Source organism: Rhodobacter sp., from assembly GCA_020637515.1.
Classification (GTDB): domain Bacteria; phylum Pseudomonadota; class Alphaproteobacteria; order Rhodobacterales; family Rhodobacteraceae; genus Pararhodobacter.
Map to the genome: position 1 here is coordinate 3,095,115 of JACKKG010000001.1, position 16,853 is coordinate 3,111,967.

The window sequence follows — 16,853 nt, forward strand, 5'->3', positions numbered from 1 at the left end:
CGCTGCCACAAAGGGCCGCGCCGCGCCAGCCCGGCGCGGGATCAGACCGCGATGCCCGTCAGGTGCTGCCGCAGCGCCTGGTCCAGGATGTCCCGCCACAGGGCGCGAAAGCGCGAGCTCTGATCCTCGGTCACGGGGCCGATGGCCTGATGCAGCAGCACCAGCCGGGTGCCCGCGCCCTCGGGCTCGAGGTCGAAATAGACGCGCCCCGCGACCACGCCGCGCACCCCGAACCAGCCCTGCAAATACAGCCGCCGCCCCGTTTCAAGCATGTCGATCCGGCCCCAGATTGCCCCGGACGGACCCGCCGATTCGGTGAAATCCGCCCCCAGCACCGCCGGCAGGGTCAACCGGCTGTTTGGCCCCAGCAGGCGCGCCGAGGCCGGCCACCACCGATCCACCTGCCCTGTCAGAGCCTCGAACAGCGCCATCGCGGACGCGTCGAAGAGATACTCCTGCCGGATGTTCAGACCCGGAACCCCATGTCCGATCACGGACGCCTCCCTTGGAGAATTTCAGGGAAAACAGAGATCACAGCGAAACCACACGCCTGCCCGTCCTGCGGCCAAGTGTCACAAAGTTGGTAATCCGCAGTGACGTCAGGGTCAACCACGCGGACTTAAGGACCGGTTACCACGCACCATAGCAAACTGCCACGCCGGCGGAATTCGGATTGCGGCAAGCCGACCTCGGGCACCGCCCCGGGGTTGGCCCGCGCCTGCGCCAGCAGCGACCGCGTCCGCCAGGCGCCCAGCAGCGCCGCGCGCGGCAGGCGCTGGGGCGCCTGGCGGGCCTGCGATAGCCGTTGCAACCCCTCGACCGCCAGCGCGGCGATGGCCGTGGGCGCGGGATCGGGCAGCGGCTGGCGCCCGGCCGCCACCAACGCGGGCACGGCCGCCAGGTAATTCGCCAGCGCCTGCGCGCTGCCGACGGCCCGTGCCCCGGAACCCGCCACCCCGCCCAGCGCCTGCACCGTCGCCTCCATCAGCGCGCCGCCGGTGCCGTCGAGATAGGCCCACAGCGCCGCCGGATCGCCAAAGGGGCGCCGGGTGCCCAGCTCGGCCTCGCGCGCGTCGATCATCCGCGCCAGCGGCGCGGTGGTCAGGGGGGTTTCGGCGATCACCTGGCGCAGGGGGCCTGCGACCGCGTGCGGGGCCGGGTCCTCGCCGGCGACCACGTCGCGCCAGAATTGCAAGCGCATCTGCGCCAGCATCGGTTCCCGGGTCACCCAGGGAATGCGCGCCAGTTCGAGGTTGAAGGCCGCCAGCGTGAACAGCGCCCCGCGCGCCCGGACCGGCGCGGCCATCGCCGCCAGGAAACGGTCGGGGTCACCCCGTTCGACAAGGGCGGCGCAGGTGTTGATCGCGGCAAGATCCATGCCTGCGGCATAGCGCGGCGCGACCATGGGCGCCAGCCCCTCAACCCGGTTGCAGGAAGCGCAGGATCCGCGTCAGCGTTTCGGGATCGTCCACCACCGACAGGTGGCTGGCGTCGGTCAGCGCATAGGTGCCGTTCGCGGTCAGCGCGGCAAAGGTCGGCTCGTAGGCCTCGGCCCGAAAGGCCTCGTCGGCGCGCCCGGCCAGCAGCAGGAAGGGCGGCAGCGCGGCGACATCGGCGCGCCAGTCGCGGCGCGGCGCATACGAGGTGTTCAGCCGGTAGCTGTAGGCCCGGGTCGCCGTCAGGCCCAGCGGACCGTCAAGCACGCTGTCAGGAAAGCGGAACTGGATCACCGTCAGCCCGTTCAGCGCCCGGATGCCGACCGCGTTCAACATGCTCAGCCCGATCACGCGCCGCACCAGAACCCGCGCCCAGCCGCCCGAATCGGGCCGGGCGGTCGGCGCGTCGTGCTGCACGAACGGCGCCAGCAGGATCGCGCGGTCGATCCGCGCCCCGTGCGCCCCGCCGGCAAGACGAATCGCCAGCCCGCCGCCCGAGGAATGCCCCAGCACCACCACCCGTTGCCCCGGCGCCGCCTGATCGGCGATCAGGTCGGCGATATCGTCCTCGAACTGGCCCAGATAGTCGATGTCGCCGCGCCGCGCGGGCGCCGGGCCGTGGCCGCGCAGGTCGGGGGCGATCACGTCGATCCCCCGCTGCGCCAGCGCCGCACCGAGGCCGGCGTATTGGGCGCCGTGCCAGCCCGACCCGTGCAGCGCCACCACCAGGGGCGCGCCCGCCTGCCCGCTGTCCCAGCGCCGATAGCCCAGGCTGGCGCCGTCGCGGGCGGTGTATTGGCGCAGCGGCACCGATGCGGTCGGGCCGCCCAGACGGGTGAAATCCAGCCCGTCCCCTTCGGCGCGCAGATCGGGAACCGGGCGCTGACTGGCGATCAGGCCCAGGGCGATCCCGGCCGGGATTGCCACGAAAAGCGCCGCGGACAGCGCGAATTTTGCCCAAAGGGTCATGTGTTTTCTCCCGGGTTCGGAATGGGTTTGGCGCGGTCGCGCCTGGCATCGAGGCGGCGGATCTCAGGGCCCCTCCAGTTCGAAGAGGTCGTGCACGCTGACCCCCAGCACCTGCGCCAGCATCAGCGCCAGCGTGGTCGAGGGCACGAAAATGCGGTTCTCGATGGTGTTGATGGTCTTGCGGCTGACGCCCGCGGCCCGGGCAAGATCGGCCTGCGTAAGCCCGGCGCGCTTGCGGTATTCGGCCAGGTGGACGATCAGGCTCATGCCAGTCTCAGGTCGTGCCAGACAAAGAGCAGAAGAAACGCCGCCCCCATCAGGCAACCCTGCGCGGCGTAGGCGGTCGCCCAGCCCACCGCCCCGGTCGCGGCGGCAAAGCCCAACGCGGCGAACAGCGCCAGCGACAGCCAATAGGCCTGGCCCTGCGCCCGCCCCCAGACGGCGCGGAACAACTCGTCCGCCGCCGCGCGCGCCGCCGAACGCCCTGCCGCGACCGACGCCAGCGCGATCGCCCCCCCTGAGGCCAGCCCCAGCGCCGAAGGCCAATACCACGCCACCGGATCGGGCCGCCCCATCGCCAGCGCCGCCACCGCATAGGCCAGGCAGCCCAACCCCGTGAGCCCCAGCAGGACCGCGCGCAGGCGGCTGATCGTTTCGGATTGCATGACGGCCCCTATTGTAACCCTCGGGTTACATACAGGGCCCGCAAGGTAACGTCAAGGTTACATGGCCGCCGGCACGCCGTCGCGGATCAGTTTCCAGGTGATCGCGTCCAGCAATGCGCTGAACGAGGCATCGACGATGTTGGCGCTGACCCCCACCGTGGACCAACGCCGCCCCTGCCCGTCCTCGCTGTCGATGATGACGCGGGTCACGGCCTCGGTCCCGCCCTGGGTGATCCGAACCTTGAAATCCACCAGTTTCATGTCGTCGATACTGGCCTGATAGGGCCCCAGATCCTTGCCCAGGGCCTTGGACAGGGCGTTGACCGGGCCGCGGTCAGTGCCGGTCTCGTCCATGCTCTCGCTCACGGACAGCACCTTCTGGTCGCCGATCTTCACCACCACGACGGCCTCGGAGACGCTGACCATGCGGTCGTAGCGATTCTTGCGCCGCTCGACCGTGACGCGGTAGCGCTTGACCTCGAAGAACCGCGGCAGCAGGCCCAGTTCGTCGCGCGCCAGCAGCTCGAAACTGGCCTGCGCCCCGTCATAGGCATAGCCCTGATCCTCGCGCGCCTTCACCACGTCCAGGATGCGCGCCAACGCCGGGTCGCCCGGTGCGACCGCGATCCCGGCCGCGGCCAGCCGCGCGCGCAGGTTCGACTGCCCGGCCTGGTTCGACATCGGGATGACGCGGCTGTTGCCGACCAGCGCGGGGTCGATGTGTTCGTAGGTCGAGGGATCCTTGAGGATCGCGCTGGCATGAAGCCCGGCCTTGTGGGCAAAGGCCGAGGCCCCGACATAGGGTGCCGAGCGCAGCGGCACACGGTTCAGGATGTCGTCGAGTTGGCGCGAAAGCTTGACCAGCCCGGCCAGCGCGTCGGCGGTGACGCCGGTGTCGAAGCGCGCGGCATAGGGGGGCTTGAGCAGCAAGGTGGGGATCAGCGTGGTCAGATTGGCGTTGCCGCAGCGTTCACCCAGGCCGTTCAAGGTGCCCTGGATCTGCCGCACGCCCGCGTCCACCGCGGCCAGCGATGCCGCGACCGCGTTGCCCGTGTCGTCGTGGCAGTGGATCCCCAGCCGATCGCCGGGGATGCCGGCCGCGATAACCGCCGCCACGATGCGGCCGACCTCGTCGGGCAAGGTGCCGCCGTTGGTGTCGCACAACACCACCCAGCGGGCGCCGGCGTCGTGCGCGGCCCACAGGCACTCCAGCGCATAGGCAGGATTGGCCTTGTATCCGTCGAAGAAATGTTCGGCGTCGAACAGCGCCTCGCGCCCCAGGGCGACCATATGCGCGACCGAGTCGCGGATCGCGTCGCGGTTTTCGGCCAGGGTGATGCCCAGCGCGGTGGTGACGTGGAAGTCATGCGTCTTGCCCACCAGGCAGACCGCCGGCGTGCCCGCGTTCATCACCCCCGCCAAGACGTCGTCGTTGGCCGCCGATCGCCCGGCGCGCTTGGTCATGCCGAACGCGGTGAACGTGGCCCGGGTCCGGGGCCGGGTTTCGAAGAATTCGCTGTCGGTGGGGTTGGCGCCGGGCCAGCCGCCCTCGATGTAATCGACGCCCAGCGCGTCCAGCGCCTGCGCGATCGCCACCTTTTCGGCGGTGGAAAACTGCACGCCCTGCGTCTGCTGACCGTCGCGCAGCGTGGTGTCGTAAAGGAAAAGCCGCTCACGCATCGCATCGCTCCCAGGACCCGCGTAGGGTGCGTGCTAGCACGCACCTTACCCCACGCCCGTCAAATTGCTCGAAAAACGCGCCGGGGGTGCACGCGCGAAAACGCCCGGCCCGCCCCCCCCACGGCCCCCCTGCCAGAGTCATCCCAACCCCTCCAGCTTTGCCGCGTCGAACCCGGGCCCAGGCACCAGTTCGACCCCGGATTTCGACATCCGCACCTCGACCCCGGCGGCGATCAGGGCCGTCTTCAGCGCATCGACCGGGGCGAAATCCCTGGTCTCCATCGCCGCTGCGCGAAGCCTTGCAAGCTGCGCGGACCAGGCGGAAAGATCCGGTCCCGTTTCGACCCAGGCCCCCATTTCTGGCAGAAGCAATCCGACGATGTTCGCCGACGCAAGGAATTCCCCCTCGATCTCGTCCGCCGTGCGGACAAGATCCTTCACACCCTGCGCTTCCCAGGCCCGGTGTTGCGCCAGATCGGCCGCCATATGAGACAGCCAAAACGGCACCTTTCCCGTGTTCAGATCGTCACACAGGTCGGCCAGCAACTCGGGGCTCGGTTCTGTCGGCGCGACGCCCGTCAGCAGGGCCCTCCACTTGCGCAACTGGGATTGCGCTTGCTCGGCCTTTTCCGCCGTCCAGTCCATCGGCTTGCGGTAATGCGTGGACAGCATGACGAAGCGGATCACCTCGCCGGGATGGCCCTGCTCCAGCAATTCGCGCACGGTGAAGAAATTGCCCAGCGATTTGGACATCTTCCTGCCCTCGACCAGCAGCATCTCGTTGTGCATCCACACGCGGGCGAAATCGGACCCGGGATGCGCGCAGCAGCTTTGCGCGATCTCGTTCTCGTGGTGGGGGAATTGCAGGTCCAGCCCGCCGCCGTGGATGTCGAAGCTTGCGCCCAGCAGCTCAAAGGACATGGCCGAGCATTCGATGTGCCAGCCCGGCCTTCCGCGTCCCCAGGGGCTGTCCCAGCCCGGCAGATTGGCGTCCGAGGGTTTCCACAGCACGAAATCCATCGGGTCGCGCTTGAAGGGTGCGACCTCGACCCGGGCGCCGGCGATCATGTCATCGACCGAGCGGCCCGAAAGCCGACCGTAGGCTGGAAAGCTGCGCACGTCGAACAGCACATGGCCGGCGACGGCATAGGCGTGGCCACGGTCGATCAGCGTCTGGATCATGGCGATCATCGCGCCGATATAGTCGGTCGCGCGTGGCTCGTCCGTCGGGCGCAGGGCCCCCAGCGCGTCCATATCGGCGTGATACCAGGCGATCGTTTCCTCGGTCCGCTGGCGGATCAGATCCTCGAGCGTGCCGGGGGCGCCGGCGTCCTTGCGGGCCTGGGCGGCGGCGTTGATCTTGTCATCCACATCGGTGAAATTGCGCACATAGCGCACGGCATCCGCACCATAGACATGGCGCAGCAGGCGGAACAGCACGTCGAACACCAGCACCGGCCGGGCGTTGCCCAAGTGCGCGCGGTCGTAGACCGTGGGGCCGCAGACATACATCCGCACGTCCCGCGCATCGAGGGGGGAAAAGTCCTCCTTCGCGCGCGTGCGGGTGTTGAACAGCCGGATCGTGGTCATGCCTTCTCTCCTCTGCACGGCACCGACGAGCCCCTCGCCCGCGAGGTGGCATCCGTGTTTTCCGAGGGAAAAGACAGCGCCCCGCGCGAGCCCAGGCTCAGCGGGTAATGCAGCAGCAAATGATGGTGCACAGCGTTGTCATGGCGCTGGCCTAGCACCATCGGCCAGACCGCGCAAGCGGGCAGAGGCGAGGCGCCTTGTATGCAGTTCGGCAAAGGTCATGCCCAGCCCGCCGGCGACGATGATCGCAGCGCCCGAGGCGCTGACCCAGTCCGGCCAGATGCCAAAGGCCAGGATGTCGTAGACCGCCGCCCAGATCAGCGTGGCATACCAGAAGGGCGCGACGAAGCTGACATCGGCCAGCCGGTTCGCGGTCAGCAACAGGATCTGCGCCGTGACCATGACGCTGCCCATGGCGACCAGCAGCAGCCAGACCGCCCAGCCCTGCGGCCAGTGGAACACGGGCGCCGCCAGCACGCAGCCGATCACCGCGCCCATGGTGTTGTTGATGAGCATCGTGCGCCCCGGCGGCTCGGTCGTCGCCAGGCGCTTGATGGCGATGGCTTCCAGCCCCATCGAGGCCGCCGCCCCCAGGGCGAAGAACGCCGCCGGCTGGATCACCCCTGCCCCAGGCCTGAGCAGCACCAGCGCCCCCACCAGCGCGACCGAGGCCGCCACCCAGCGCGCCGCCGCGACCCGCTCGCCCAACAGCAGCGCGGCGAACAGCATCGTCGCCACCGGCGAGACGAATCCCAGCGCGCTGGCGTCGGCCAGCGGCATCCGCGCGGCGGCGGTGAACATCAGGAATCCGCCCAGCCAGCCCAACGCCGTGCGGATCGTGTGGACGCCCCAGGCCGGCGGGCGGGCGCCGCCCGGGGGCTCGACCCAGGCGGGCCGGCCCGAGGCGCGGCGCAGGCCCAGCGTCAGCGCCACCGTCAGCGCACCAAAGACGAACCGCGCCTGACTGGTCATCGCCGCCGGGATCGCCTCGCCCAGGGCGCCGTTTCCCAGGGCCTTGGCGAACAGCGTCGTGGCAGCCACCAGAAGGGTGCAGCCCAACATCAGCAGCACGGCGGCAAGGGTCGGGGATCGCATTCAGGGGCTCCGGCACGGGGATGCCAAAGCGTAGACGTTTCACAGGCGAAACACCAGTGCCGCGATCCGCGCAGCGCCGGTCACTCGCGTTCGGGGCCACGCATCAGCGACTGCACGACATAGACCAGGATCGCGAAACCGACCGCACCGACGCCCGCGATGCCCAGCAGCACCAGCACGTCGATGGGTCCGCCCATGTCGGCCAGGCTGGACGACGTGATCGCCAGCACGAACCACACCGCCGCGACCGCGCCCACGGGCATCGACAGTTGCGCCAGCAGGAACTTGCGCATCGACATCTTGCGGTCGCGGATCAGCACATGGACGTAAAGCGCGGTGATCGCGGCGGCGACCAGCACCATGGCCCAGAACACGCCCGCGCCGAACATCTCTTCCCAGACGGCGATCAGGGTGGCGAATGTCAGGTCCTTCATGATCGTCGCTCCTCAGGCCAGGCCACGCAGCATGGCGTTGTAGGTGGGTTTCAGGGCGATTTCCTTCATCAGCCAGGAAATCCACAGCTCTTCCAGCGGGGCGATGATCCCCGGGAAGGACGGGGTGAGGTTGTCGTTGTAATCGAACTCGACCAGCATCGCGCGGCCGATCCGGGTGATCATCGGGCACGAGGTGTAACCGTTGAACCGCGCCGTCCCCTCGCGGCCCTGGATCTCGGCCACCAGGTGGTCCTCGACCACGGGTTGATGCCATTTCGCGCTGGCGGCGGTCTTGCCCTTGGGCACGCCCAGAATGTCGCCGACGCCAAAGATTTCGGGGTAGCGCAGATGGCGCAGCGTTTCGCGGTCCACCTCGATCCAGCCCTGATCCAGCCAGCGGTCGCCCCAGCTGAGGCCGGCCTCGCGGATCACGGACGGGGCACGCTGCGGGGGAATCACGTTGATGAAGTCATAGTCGGTCTGCACGTCGCCCTCGGGCGTGGCATAGGTCGCGACGCGGCGCTGCGCGTCGATCGCCGTCAGCACATGATCGTAGCGTTTCTCGATACCGCGTTCGTCGAACAGTTGGCGCACCTTGTGGTGCACGATCGGCAGGCCGAACAGCGCCTGGTTCTGCGCGTTGTAGACGATCTGCACGCGCTCGCGGTTGCCCTTGCGGCGGGCGATGTCCTCGGCCAGGAAGGTGATCTTGAGGGGCGCACCGGCGCATTTCATCTCGGTGGCCGGGCGTCCGAACAGCCCGACCCCGCCCTGATCGGTAAAGCGGTCCAGCGCGCGCCAGCTCAGTTCCGCATATTCGGGCCCGGCGTAATGCGCCGACACCCCGTTCTGGCCCACCTGGTCCAGCGAGAACCCCTCGATCGCGTCCCAGTCCAGGCTGAGGCCGGTGGCGACAATCAGGTAATCGTAATCGACGACCTGCCCGCCGGTGGTGGTGATGCGCTTGCGCTCGGGGTCCAGCGCGGCGGCGTATTCGGGCACCCAGGTGACGCCCTGCGGCAGCCAGTCGGCGGTCTGGCTGATCGAATAGCGCGCCGATTTCAACCCGGCGGCGATCAGCGTGAACCCCGGCTGATACCAATGCTGCTGGCGCCCGTCCACGATGGTGATGGTCGCCCCTTCCAGCCGGTTCGCCAGCCGGTTGGCGATGGCCGTGCCACCCGCGCCCGCGCCCAGGATCGCGATCCGGGCCGTGGTCCGCACCCTTTCGGCCTGCACCGCCCCCCCCGAGGCCGCCAGCGCCGCGCCGCCCGCCGCCAACCCCAGGAACCCGCGCCGCGACGCGGCCAGTTCGAGCACTCGTGTCATGGTTCCACCCACCCTTTACATTCCGTATTTCGAATGTGTATTTGACGGCCGCCGCCGCATTTGGAAAGCCCTGTCGCGCCCCCTGCGACACCCTGTCGCCGCCGTGGGGGCCCAAATCGGCAGTATCGCCGCCCCGGGGGCCGAAAAACTTGATCTCAATCAAGGCGGCCGGGGCGCGCAAAGGTAACCCTGCAACGCATGAATTCGGGCAAACGCGCCCCCACCCCTTTTCCCGGAGGCCACTCATGCGCCTGACAACCCGCACCAATCTTGCCCTGCGCACCCTGATGGTCTGCGCCGTCAACCCGGACCGCATCATACGCAAGAGCGATGTCGCCGGGGCCATCAACGCGTCGGAAAATCATCTGGCGCAGGTGGTCAACCAGTTGGGACAGGCGGGGTTCATCAACACCCTGCGCGGACGCCATGGCGGCTTTACCCTGGCCCGCCCGGCCGAAGAGATCAGCGTCGGCGCGGTGTTTCGCGCGTTCGAGGCCGAACTGCCGTTCATGGAGTGCATGACCAGCGAGAACACCTGCCCGCTGAAAGGCACCTGCCGCATGTCGGGCCATCTGCTGCGCGCGGTCGAGGCCTTCTATGCGTCGCTCGACCCGGTGATGCTGAACGAACTGACCGCCTGCAACGACGGACTCGAGGCGATCCTGGCGATGGACGAGGCGGCCCGGGCCTCGGCCGCGCGCCGCTGCCGCGAGCGCGAGGCCGCCTGATGGCAGCTCCCCTGACTTCTGGCCGGTCGGGCCGGAAGTCGGGCTAGAAATGGATCGTCAGCCGGTCTCGGGTGATCTCGATCCGCTGGAACCGTTCCAGGAACCCCATGCCCAGCAGCGAGGCGTGCAGCGCCCCCTCGTTCACCAGCGCCGGCACGTCGCGGGCCATGTGCCCCTCAAGCATCACCTGCGGCAGGCTCACCCGCGCCGTGCGCGTGACGCCGTTCGCGGTGCTGGCGACGCCGCCCCAGCGCAGGCTGCCCGCCCCATAGCCCAGCCGCGCCGCGTCTTCCTGTGTCAGCACCAGATCGGTGGCGCCGGTGTCCACGATGAAGCGCACCGGCTGGGCCCGCCCGTTCGCCCCGATGATCTGCAAATCCAGATGGAACTGCCCGTCGAACGCACGCCTGAGAACGACGGCGCTGTCGCCGTTGGCCTCGACCGCGACCATCGCGCCACGGCTGCCGGTCCACAGCTCGTAAGCGGCGGCGACGCCCGTGAACAACAGCCCCCACAGCACCAGATTGCGCAGGCTCGTGGCGATCCGACCGCGCGAGGCAACCAGCGCATAGGACCCCACGGCGACCAGCAGGATAAGCAGATAGACCAGCCGCATCGTCTGATCGGCGGTGAGGGTCTCGGGCCAGGACATGGGCGCTCCTTTCCGCTCCGGATGTAGGGGGTGCGGCGGCGCCGTCAAAGGGCGCGAATGGTCACATCCCGGTCAGATCACCCCGGCCCCTCGGGCCCCGTTCAGCACGAACTGGACCGACATGGCCGCCAGCAGCATCCCCAGCAGGCGGCTGACGACCATCGTGCCGGTCTCGCCCAGCGCGCGCTCCAGCGGCGTCGCCACCAGAAACAGCACGAAGACGATCGCCAGCACCCCCAGCATGACCGCGTGCATCGCCACGACGCCCTCCCAGCTTTGGGTCTGACCGACCAGCAAGATCATCGACGCCATCGCCCCGGGACCGGCGATCAGGGGCATCGCCAGCGGAAAGACCGACGGGTCGGGCACCCGCCCCGCATGCCCCGACCGGCGCTGGGTGCGGCGTTCGAACAGCATGTCCAGCGCGGTCAGGAAAAGCAGGATCCCGCCCGCGATCTGAAACGCCGGCATGGTGATGCCGACGGCGTTCAGGATCACCTCGCCCGCCAGGCCGAAAACCGTGAGCAGACCGGCCGCGATCACGCAGGCGCGCAGGCCGATGGCCCGGCGCTGGCGGGCATCCATCCCTGTCGTCAGGGCGATGAACAGCGGCGACAGGCCGATCGGGTCGATGACCACGAACATGGTGACAAAGGCGGGGGCGAGCACGGCGACATCCAGCATGCGCCCAGCCTTCGGCCTTGCGGCGCGGCTTGTCAACGCCGGTGTGAATTGCACCCCGGGGCGCCGCGCCCTAGCCTGAACCCGCCCAGACCGGAGACCCCATGCCCGCCGCCCGATTTCTTGCCTGCCTCGTGTTGCTGGGCGCGCCCGCCGGGGCCGAAACCGTCCTGGGACCGCAAGGCGTCGCGCCGCCGGGGGTGCTGGTGCCCTGTCAGGGCGCGGGTCTGACGCCGGCATTCTGGCGCTGCCTGACGGCCGCCGGAGTGCCCGACCAGGGCCTGGCCTTTGCCCGACGTCTGGCCGCCGATCCCGCCTTTGACCAGCCGGCGATCCCGATGGGATTCACCGAACTGGGCGCGGTCGATCTGGCGGATGTGCTGTTTCCCTTCATGGCAAACACCAACGACCAGCAGCTTCTGGTCAATGGCGACCCGGCGGTGCTGCACCCGTTGGCGCTGGAACCGCCGCGCCCCGACGACCCGGTCAGCGCGGCCCTGGTGCAGGCGCACCCGCACGCCTTTCCGACCGCCCGCGTGGGGCTGACGGCCGCGCGCCGCGACGGCACCCGCCAGCGTTTCGTGTTCCTCGATCCGCTGGCCGACGGTTGCCGCGCCTGCGAGGTGGTTGGCGCCTCGCTCTTTGCGATCGATTTCGACGCCGGACGGCAGACCGGAATCGAGGCCCTGGGCTGGGTACCCGTCACGCTGGCCGAGCCCGATCTGCGGGCCGGTCGAATCCAGTCGGGCGACATTCAGGCGTTGCAGGTGGCACTGGTCCTGCGCGGCTACCGGCCCGGTGCGCTGGACGGCGTGATGGGCGCGGCGACGCGCGCGGCGCTGGCGGCGTTTCAGCGCGATTATTGCCTGACATCTGAAAGTCTGACAAATTTCGAGACGCTCGAAGCCCTGTCCGCGAGCGCCCCGGACCTGTCCCCGCCCACCTGCTCCGAAGGGGTCGGTCCCTGAATGTAAGACTTTGTAAAGTCAGACTTTCAAGATGCGGCTATTTTTCTGCTTTTTCAAGCGCCTCGACCGAAGTCATCCAAAGGGCTTCGGCACGGTCGAGCCCGTCCATGACCTCGGCATACTTGCGGTTCCAGACCTCGAGATCGCCCTTGCGGTCGTCCTCGTAGAGGGCGGGATCGGCCAGTTTGGCGGCCAGTTTCTCGCGCATGTCCTCAAGCTTCTCGATCCGCTGCTCGCATTTGCGAACCTCGGCCTTGAGCGCCAGAACCTGCTCGCGGGTGGCCTTGGGCCGCGCCGGTCGCGCCGATCTCAGCTTGTCCTTTTCAGGGTCCGACAGCAGCATTGCGCGATAGGCGTCGAGGTCGTCGGGATAGGGCGCGACCGAGCCGTCCTTGACCAGCCACAGACGGTCGGCCACCAGCGACAGCAGATGCATGTCGTGGCTGACCAGAACCACCGCGCCCGAATAGGCGGTCAGGGCCTCGACCAGGGCCTCGCGGCTTTCGATATCCAGGTGGTTCGTCGGTTCGTCCAGGATCAGGAGATGCGGCGCGTCGATCGTGGCCAGCAGCAGCGACAGCCGCGCCTTCTGCCCACCTGACAGCCGCGCGACCACGGTTTCGGCCTGGTCCGCCATCAGCCCGAAACCCGCCAGCCGGGCGCGCAGGCGCGGCTCGCCTTCGGTCGGGCGCAGACGGCGGATGTGCTGCACGGGGGTCTCGTCCAGGTGCAGTTCGTCCACCTGGTGCTGCGCGAAATAGCCCACCCTCAGCTTTGACGATACGGTCATCGAGCCGCCCAGCGCGGGCAGCTTTCCGGCCAGCAGTTTGGACAGCGTGGATTTCCCCTCGCCGTTGCGGCCCAGCAGCGCGATGCGGTCGTCCTGGTCGATCCGCAGCGACAGGCGGCGCAGCACGACGTGATCGCCGTAACCGACCGCGACCCCCTCCATCGCGATGATGGGCGGCGAGAGTTCCTCGGGCGCGGGAAAGGTGAAGACGTGTTTCGCGGCCTCGGCGGGCGCGGTGATCGGCGTCATCTTTTCCAGCATCTTGACGCGGGACTGCGCCTGCCGGGCCTTCGAGGCCTTGGCCTTGAACCGGTCCACGAAGCTTTGCAGATGCGCGCGGCGCGCGTCCTGCTTCTTGGCCTCGGCCGCCTGCACGGCGCGCTGTTCGGCGCGGGTCTTGGCAAAGGTGTCGTAGCCGCCCGAATAGAGCGTGAGCTTCTTGTCCTCGAGGTGCAGGATCGCCCCGACCGCCCGGTTCAGCAGCCCCCGGTCGTGCGAGATCACGATCACCGTATGCGGGTATTTCGCCAGGTAGCTTTCCAGCCACAGCGCCCCTTCGAGGTCCAGGTAGTTCGTCGGCTCGTCGAGCAGCAGCAGGTCGGGTTGCGCGAACAGCACGCCCGCCAGCGCCACGCGCATCCGCCAGCCGCCTGAGAAATCGGAACAGGGCTGGTGCATCTCGGCCGCGGTGAACCCCAGCCCCTTGAGGATCGTCGCCGCCCGCCCCTCGGCCGACCAGGCGTCGATGTCGGTCAGACGGGCCTGCACCTCGGCGATGCGGTGCGGATCGGTGGCGGTCGCGGCCTCGGCCATCAGGGCGGCGCGTTCGGTATCGGCGGCCATCACCGTGTCCAGGAGGCTCGTCGCCGACGAGGGGACCTCTTGCGCGACGCCGCCGATGCGGGCCCGGCTGGGCAGCGAGATCGCGCCCCCCTCGGGCGTCAACTCGCCCCGGATCAGGCGAAACAGGGTCGTCTTGCCCGACCCGTTGCGCCCCACAAGGCCCACTTTGTGCCCCGAAGGGATGCGCGCGGACGCCCCCGCGATCAACGGGCGGCCTTCGACGGAATAGCTGAGATCGGTGATGCTTAACATGCGCCGCCCGATAGCAGAGCCCGCGCGCCGGCGCCAGTGCCCGGCATCCGCCCCCTTGCCTTTCACGCGTTAAGTTGTTTTGCAGGAACGACCCGCACCCGAGGTCCCGATGCCCCGCTCCGCCCCGCGCCTGTTCACCCTGGTCCTGCTGACCGGCACCTCGGTGCTGACGCTGAACATGTTCCTGCCGATGCTGCCCGCGATGACACGCGCGCTCGACACGCGCGAGTCGGTCATGGCGCTGGCGGTGTCGGGCTACATGCTAGTGTCGGCGGTGGTCCAGATCGTCATCGGTCCGGTGTCCGACCGGCTGGGTCGCCGACCCGTCGCGCTGGGGGCGATGGCGGCCTATGCGCTGGCGTCGCTGGGTTGCGTGCTGGCCACGGACATCACGCTGTTCCTGATCTGCCGCCTGGCGCAGGCGATCGTGGTGGGCGGATCGGTTCTGTCCAACGCCGTGATCCGCGACCAGTTCGGCCCGCGCGAGGCCGCAGGCAAGATGGGCACCATCGCCGCGGCGATGGCGCTGGCCCCGATGCTGGGGCCGATGCTGGGCGGCGTTCTGGGCGACGGGATCGGCTGGCGCGCGGTTTTCGGCGTCTATACCGCGCTGGGCGCGGCGGCGCTGGCGTTGGTCTGGCTGGACATGGGCGAGACCCGCAAACCCGGCCCCGCCCGGCTGCGCGCGCAGGACTATGGCACGCTGCTGCGCTCGGCGCGGTATTGGGCCTATGCGCTGTGCGGGGCGTTCTCGGTGGGGGCGTTCTATGTGTTCATTGCCGGCGTGCCCTACGTGGCCAGCCAGTTGTGGCACCTGTCGCCGCCGCTGATCGGGCTGGGCATCGGGTCGATCACGGGGGGCTACATGCTGGGGGCCTCGATCACGGCGCGCTTTGCCCCGCGCTACGGGCTGGGGCCGCTGATCCTGCTAGGGCGCGTGACGCCGAGCCTGGCGCTGGCCGCGGGGCTGGTCGGCGCGCTGGCAGGGCTGACGCACCCGCTGGCGCTGTTCGGCGCGACGATCTTCGTGGGTTTCGGCAACGGGTTGACCATCGCCAACGTGAACGCGGGGGCAGTGTCGGTGCGCCCCGAACTGGCGGGCACGGCGGCGGGGCTGGGCGGGGCACTGTCGGTCGCGGGTGGCGCGGGCCTGACCTTTGTGACCGCGCTGGCGATGGAATGGCGGGCCAGTCCCGGCGTTTTGCTGGCGATGATGCTGGGGGCGGTGCTGGCCTCGCTGGGCGCGGCGGTGGTCGCGCTGAGGCTGGACCGCGAGTCCTGACCGCGCGCGCAAACCCGGCCTCGACGCGGCTTTTCAACCCGGACGGGCCGTGCTAGACGCGCGGGGATTTCCAACCTGCGGCCCGGGCATACGGCCCGCGCCCGCTCAGCCAGAGAGACCAAGATGGCCATCGAACGCACCCTGTCGATCATCAAGCCCGACGCGACCAAGCGCAACCTGACCGGCAAGATCAACGCCAAATTCGAGGACGCGGGTCTGCGCATCGTCGCGCAAAAGCGCATCCACCTGTCGCTGGCGCAGGCCGGCAAGTTCTATGAAGTGCACAAGGACCGCCCCTTCTATGGCGAGCTGTGCGAGTTCATGGCGTCCGAGCCGGTGGTCGTGCAGGTGCTGGAAGGCGAAGGCGCCATCGCGAAGAACCGCGAAGTGATGGGCGCCACCAACCCGGCCAACGCGGCCGAGGGCACCATCCGCAAGGAATTCGCGCTGTCGGTTGGCGAGAACTCGGTCCACGGGTCGGATGCGCCGGAAACCGCCGCGGTCGAGATCGCCTATTTCTTTTCGGGGCTGGAACTGGTCGGCTGACCGTTCCCGCGATCGAATGCGGACAAGGGCGGGGTTCACCCCGCCCTTTTTCCTTGGGCCGGTTCGGGGCTGAGGCGGGCAAAGCTTTCCTCGCCTTGCATCACGAACCAGAGCATCCTCTCGCTGGCTGCCAGGGCGTCGTGGCGGCGGAACGCGTCCAGCAGGTCGCGTTGCCCGTCAACGATGATGCGATGCGCCAGCGGGTCGCGCATCGTCGCAAAGCGCACGGACTGAACCTGCGCCATGTAGCGCAGGATCGTTTGGCGCAGTTCGGCATTCGGCACGGCGCCCAGCCAGGTGTTCCGGAACACCTCGGACGCGCGGTAGAATTCCGTCACGTCATCGCTGACCAGCGTTTCGGCGGCATCGGCCACGGCCTGCTCCATCACCGCGATGGCGGCGGCGTCGCAGACCTGGGCCGCGCTGGCGGCGGCGTAGGGTTCCAGCAGGCGGCGCAGCACGAAAACCTCGCGGATGCGCTCGGGCTCCATATTGGGCAAGGTGAACCCGCGCGAGGTGCCCTCGAGATACCCCTCGGACGCCAGTTGCATCAACGCCTCGCGCACCGGCATCCGTGAAACGCCCCGCTCGGCGGCGATGGCGGTATCGACCAGCCGGTCGTCGCGCCGAAGCTCGCCGCGTTGGATACGGGCGCGGATTTCCTCGTAGATCCGGATGCGGTGGTTCTGTCTGGGTGCGCTCATCGGGTCCTGCCTGTGCCCCGACCGTAACAGGAAACAGGCCGGGGAAAAGATGGAATCGCGCCGTAACTGTATACTGTTTCCGATGGAAATTTTGGCCATTTCTTTGCCATTCGCAGGAAACCAATGATTTCAGCGCGCCGAACGCGAAATATTTCTTGCTTAAAATATACAGTTTGCCATGCTGAACGGGTTCGCGACTCACAGGATGC

Annotated in this window: 18 protein-coding genes; 4 read left to right on the top strand and 14 right to left on the bottom strand. The window is 68.7% G+C overall.

Features of this window, described 5'->3' with window-relative positions; all coding sequences use genetic code 11:
* Positions 1 to 41 precede the first annotated feature (41 nt).
* From H6900_15060 to H6900_15105, 10 genes are all read right to left on the bottom strand, one after another.
* On the bottom strand, positions 42 to 494 hold the full coding sequence (locus H6900_15060; GenBank protein MCC0074601.1) for an SRPBCC domain-containing protein: 453 nt from the start codon (positions 492 to 494) through the stop codon (positions 42 to 44).
* Positions 495 to 619: 125 nt separating this feature from the next.
* Entirely contained in the window at positions 620 to 1,378 is a 759-nt protein-coding gene (locus tag H6900_15065; protein MCC0074602.1) for a squalene/phytoene synthase family protein, read from the bottom strand.
* 40 nt (positions 1,379 to 1,418) lie between these two features.
* Entirely contained in the window at positions 1,419 to 2,405 is a 987-nt protein-coding gene (locus tag H6900_15070) for an alpha/beta fold hydrolase (GenBank protein ID MCC0074603.1), read from the bottom strand.
* 63 nt (positions 2,406 to 2,468) lie between these two features.
* Positions 2,469 to 2,672 (bottom strand): helix-turn-helix transcriptional regulator, encoded by a 204-nt coding sequence (locus H6900_15075; protein ID MCC0074604.1) that lies wholly within the window; start codon positions 2,670 to 2,672, stop codon positions 2,469 to 2,471.
* A complete protein-coding gene (locus tag H6900_15080; protein ID MCC0074605.1) occupies positions 2,669 to 3,070 on the bottom strand; it encodes a hypothetical protein in 402 nt (133 codons plus the stop codon). Before H6900_15080 ends, H6900_15075 begins: the two co-directional genes overlap by 4 nt.
* A gap of 57 nt (positions 3,071 to 3,127) precedes the next feature.
* Entirely contained in the window at positions 3,128 to 4,750 is a 1,623-nt protein-coding gene (locus H6900_15085) for a citramalate synthase (GenBank protein MCC0074606.1), read from the bottom strand.
* Positions 4,751 to 4,888: 138 nt separating this feature from the next.
* A complete protein-coding gene (locus H6900_15090; GenBank protein ID MCC0074607.1) occupies positions 4,889 to 6,340 on the bottom strand; it encodes a cysteine--tRNA ligase in 1,452 nt (483 codons plus the stop codon).
* A gap of 138 nt (positions 6,341 to 6,478) precedes the next feature.
* On the bottom strand, positions 6,479 to 7,435 hold the full coding sequence (locus H6900_15095) for a DMT family transporter (protein MCC0074608.1): 957 nt from the start codon (positions 7,433 to 7,435) through the stop codon (positions 6,479 to 6,481).
* Positions 7,436 to 7,515: 80 nt separating this feature from the next.
* Positions 7,516 to 7,869: a DUF5368 domain-containing protein gene (locus H6900_15100; protein MCC0074609.1), complete on the bottom strand. Its 354-nt coding sequence runs from the start codon at positions 7,867 to 7,869 to the stop codon at positions 7,516 to 7,518.
* Between the two features lie 12 nt (positions 7,870 to 7,881).
* The gene (locus H6900_15105) at positions 7,882 to 9,198 is read right to left on the bottom strand and encodes an NAD(P)/FAD-dependent oxidoreductase (protein ID MCC0074610.1); all 1,317 of its coding nucleotides are present in this window, start codon (positions 9,196 to 9,198) and stop codon (positions 7,882 to 7,884) included.
* A 245-nt stretch (positions 9,199 to 9,443) separates the two neighbouring features.
* On the opposite strand from H6900_15105, the gene H6900_15110 reads away from it, so the two are divergent.
* Positions 9,444 to 9,926 carry an Rrf2 family transcriptional regulator gene (locus H6900_15110; protein ID MCC0074611.1) on the top strand — a complete coding sequence of 161 codons (483 nt, stop codon included), beginning with the start codon at positions 9,444 to 9,446 and terminating at the stop codon, positions 9,924 to 9,926.
* A gap of 43 nt (positions 9,927 to 9,969) precedes the next feature.
* On the opposite strand, the gene H6900_15115 is transcribed toward H6900_15110, so the two are convergent.
* Both H6900_15115 and H6900_15120 read right to left on the bottom strand, forming a co-directional pair.
* Positions 9,970 to 10,578, bottom strand: a complete 609-nt coding sequence (locus tag H6900_15115; GenBank protein MCC0074612.1) for a TIGR02281 family clan AA aspartic protease — start codon at positions 10,576 to 10,578, stop codon at positions 9,970 to 9,972.
* A gap of 72 nt (positions 10,579 to 10,650) precedes the next feature.
* Entirely contained in the window at positions 10,651 to 11,262 is a 612-nt protein-coding gene (locus H6900_15120) for a MarC family protein (GenBank protein MCC0074613.1), read from the bottom strand.
* 101 nt (positions 11,263 to 11,363) lie between these two features.
* Here H6900_15120 and H6900_15125 point away from each other — a divergent pair, with 101 nt between their 5' ends.
* The gene (locus tag H6900_15125) at positions 11,364 to 12,227 is read left to right on the top strand and encodes a peptidoglycan-binding protein (GenBank protein ID MCC0074614.1); all 864 of its coding nucleotides are present in this window, start codon (positions 11,364 to 11,366) and stop codon (positions 12,225 to 12,227) included.
* A gap of 37 nt (positions 12,228 to 12,264) precedes the next feature.
* Here H6900_15125 and H6900_15130 read toward each other — a convergent pair whose 3' ends face one another.
* Entirely contained in the window at positions 12,265 to 14,112 is a 1,848-nt protein-coding gene (locus H6900_15130) for an ABC-F family ATP-binding cassette domain-containing protein (protein MCC0074615.1), read from the bottom strand.
* A 109-nt stretch (positions 14,113 to 14,221) separates the two neighbouring features.
* On the opposite strand from H6900_15130, the gene H6900_15135 reads away from it, so the two are divergent.
* Both H6900_15135 and ndk read left to right on the top strand, forming a co-directional pair.
* A complete protein-coding gene (locus H6900_15135; GenBank protein ID MCC0074616.1) occupies positions 14,222 to 15,394 on the top strand; it encodes an MFS transporter in 1,173 nt (390 codons plus the stop codon).
* 123 nt (positions 15,395 to 15,517) lie between these two features.
* Positions 15,518 to 15,940 (top strand): nucleoside-diphosphate kinase, encoded by a 423-nt coding sequence (gene ndk, locus H6900_15140; protein ID MCC0074617.1) that lies wholly within the window; start codon positions 15,518 to 15,520, stop codon positions 15,938 to 15,940.
* A 35-nt stretch (positions 15,941 to 15,975) separates the two neighbouring features.
* Here ndk and H6900_15145 read toward each other — a convergent pair whose 3' ends face one another.
* The gene (locus H6900_15145) at positions 15,976 to 16,644 is read right to left on the bottom strand and encodes a GntR family transcriptional regulator (GenBank protein ID MCC0074618.1); all 669 of its coding nucleotides are present in this window, start codon (positions 16,642 to 16,644) and stop codon (positions 15,976 to 15,978) included.
* Positions 16,645 to 16,853: the final 209 nt, after the last annotated feature.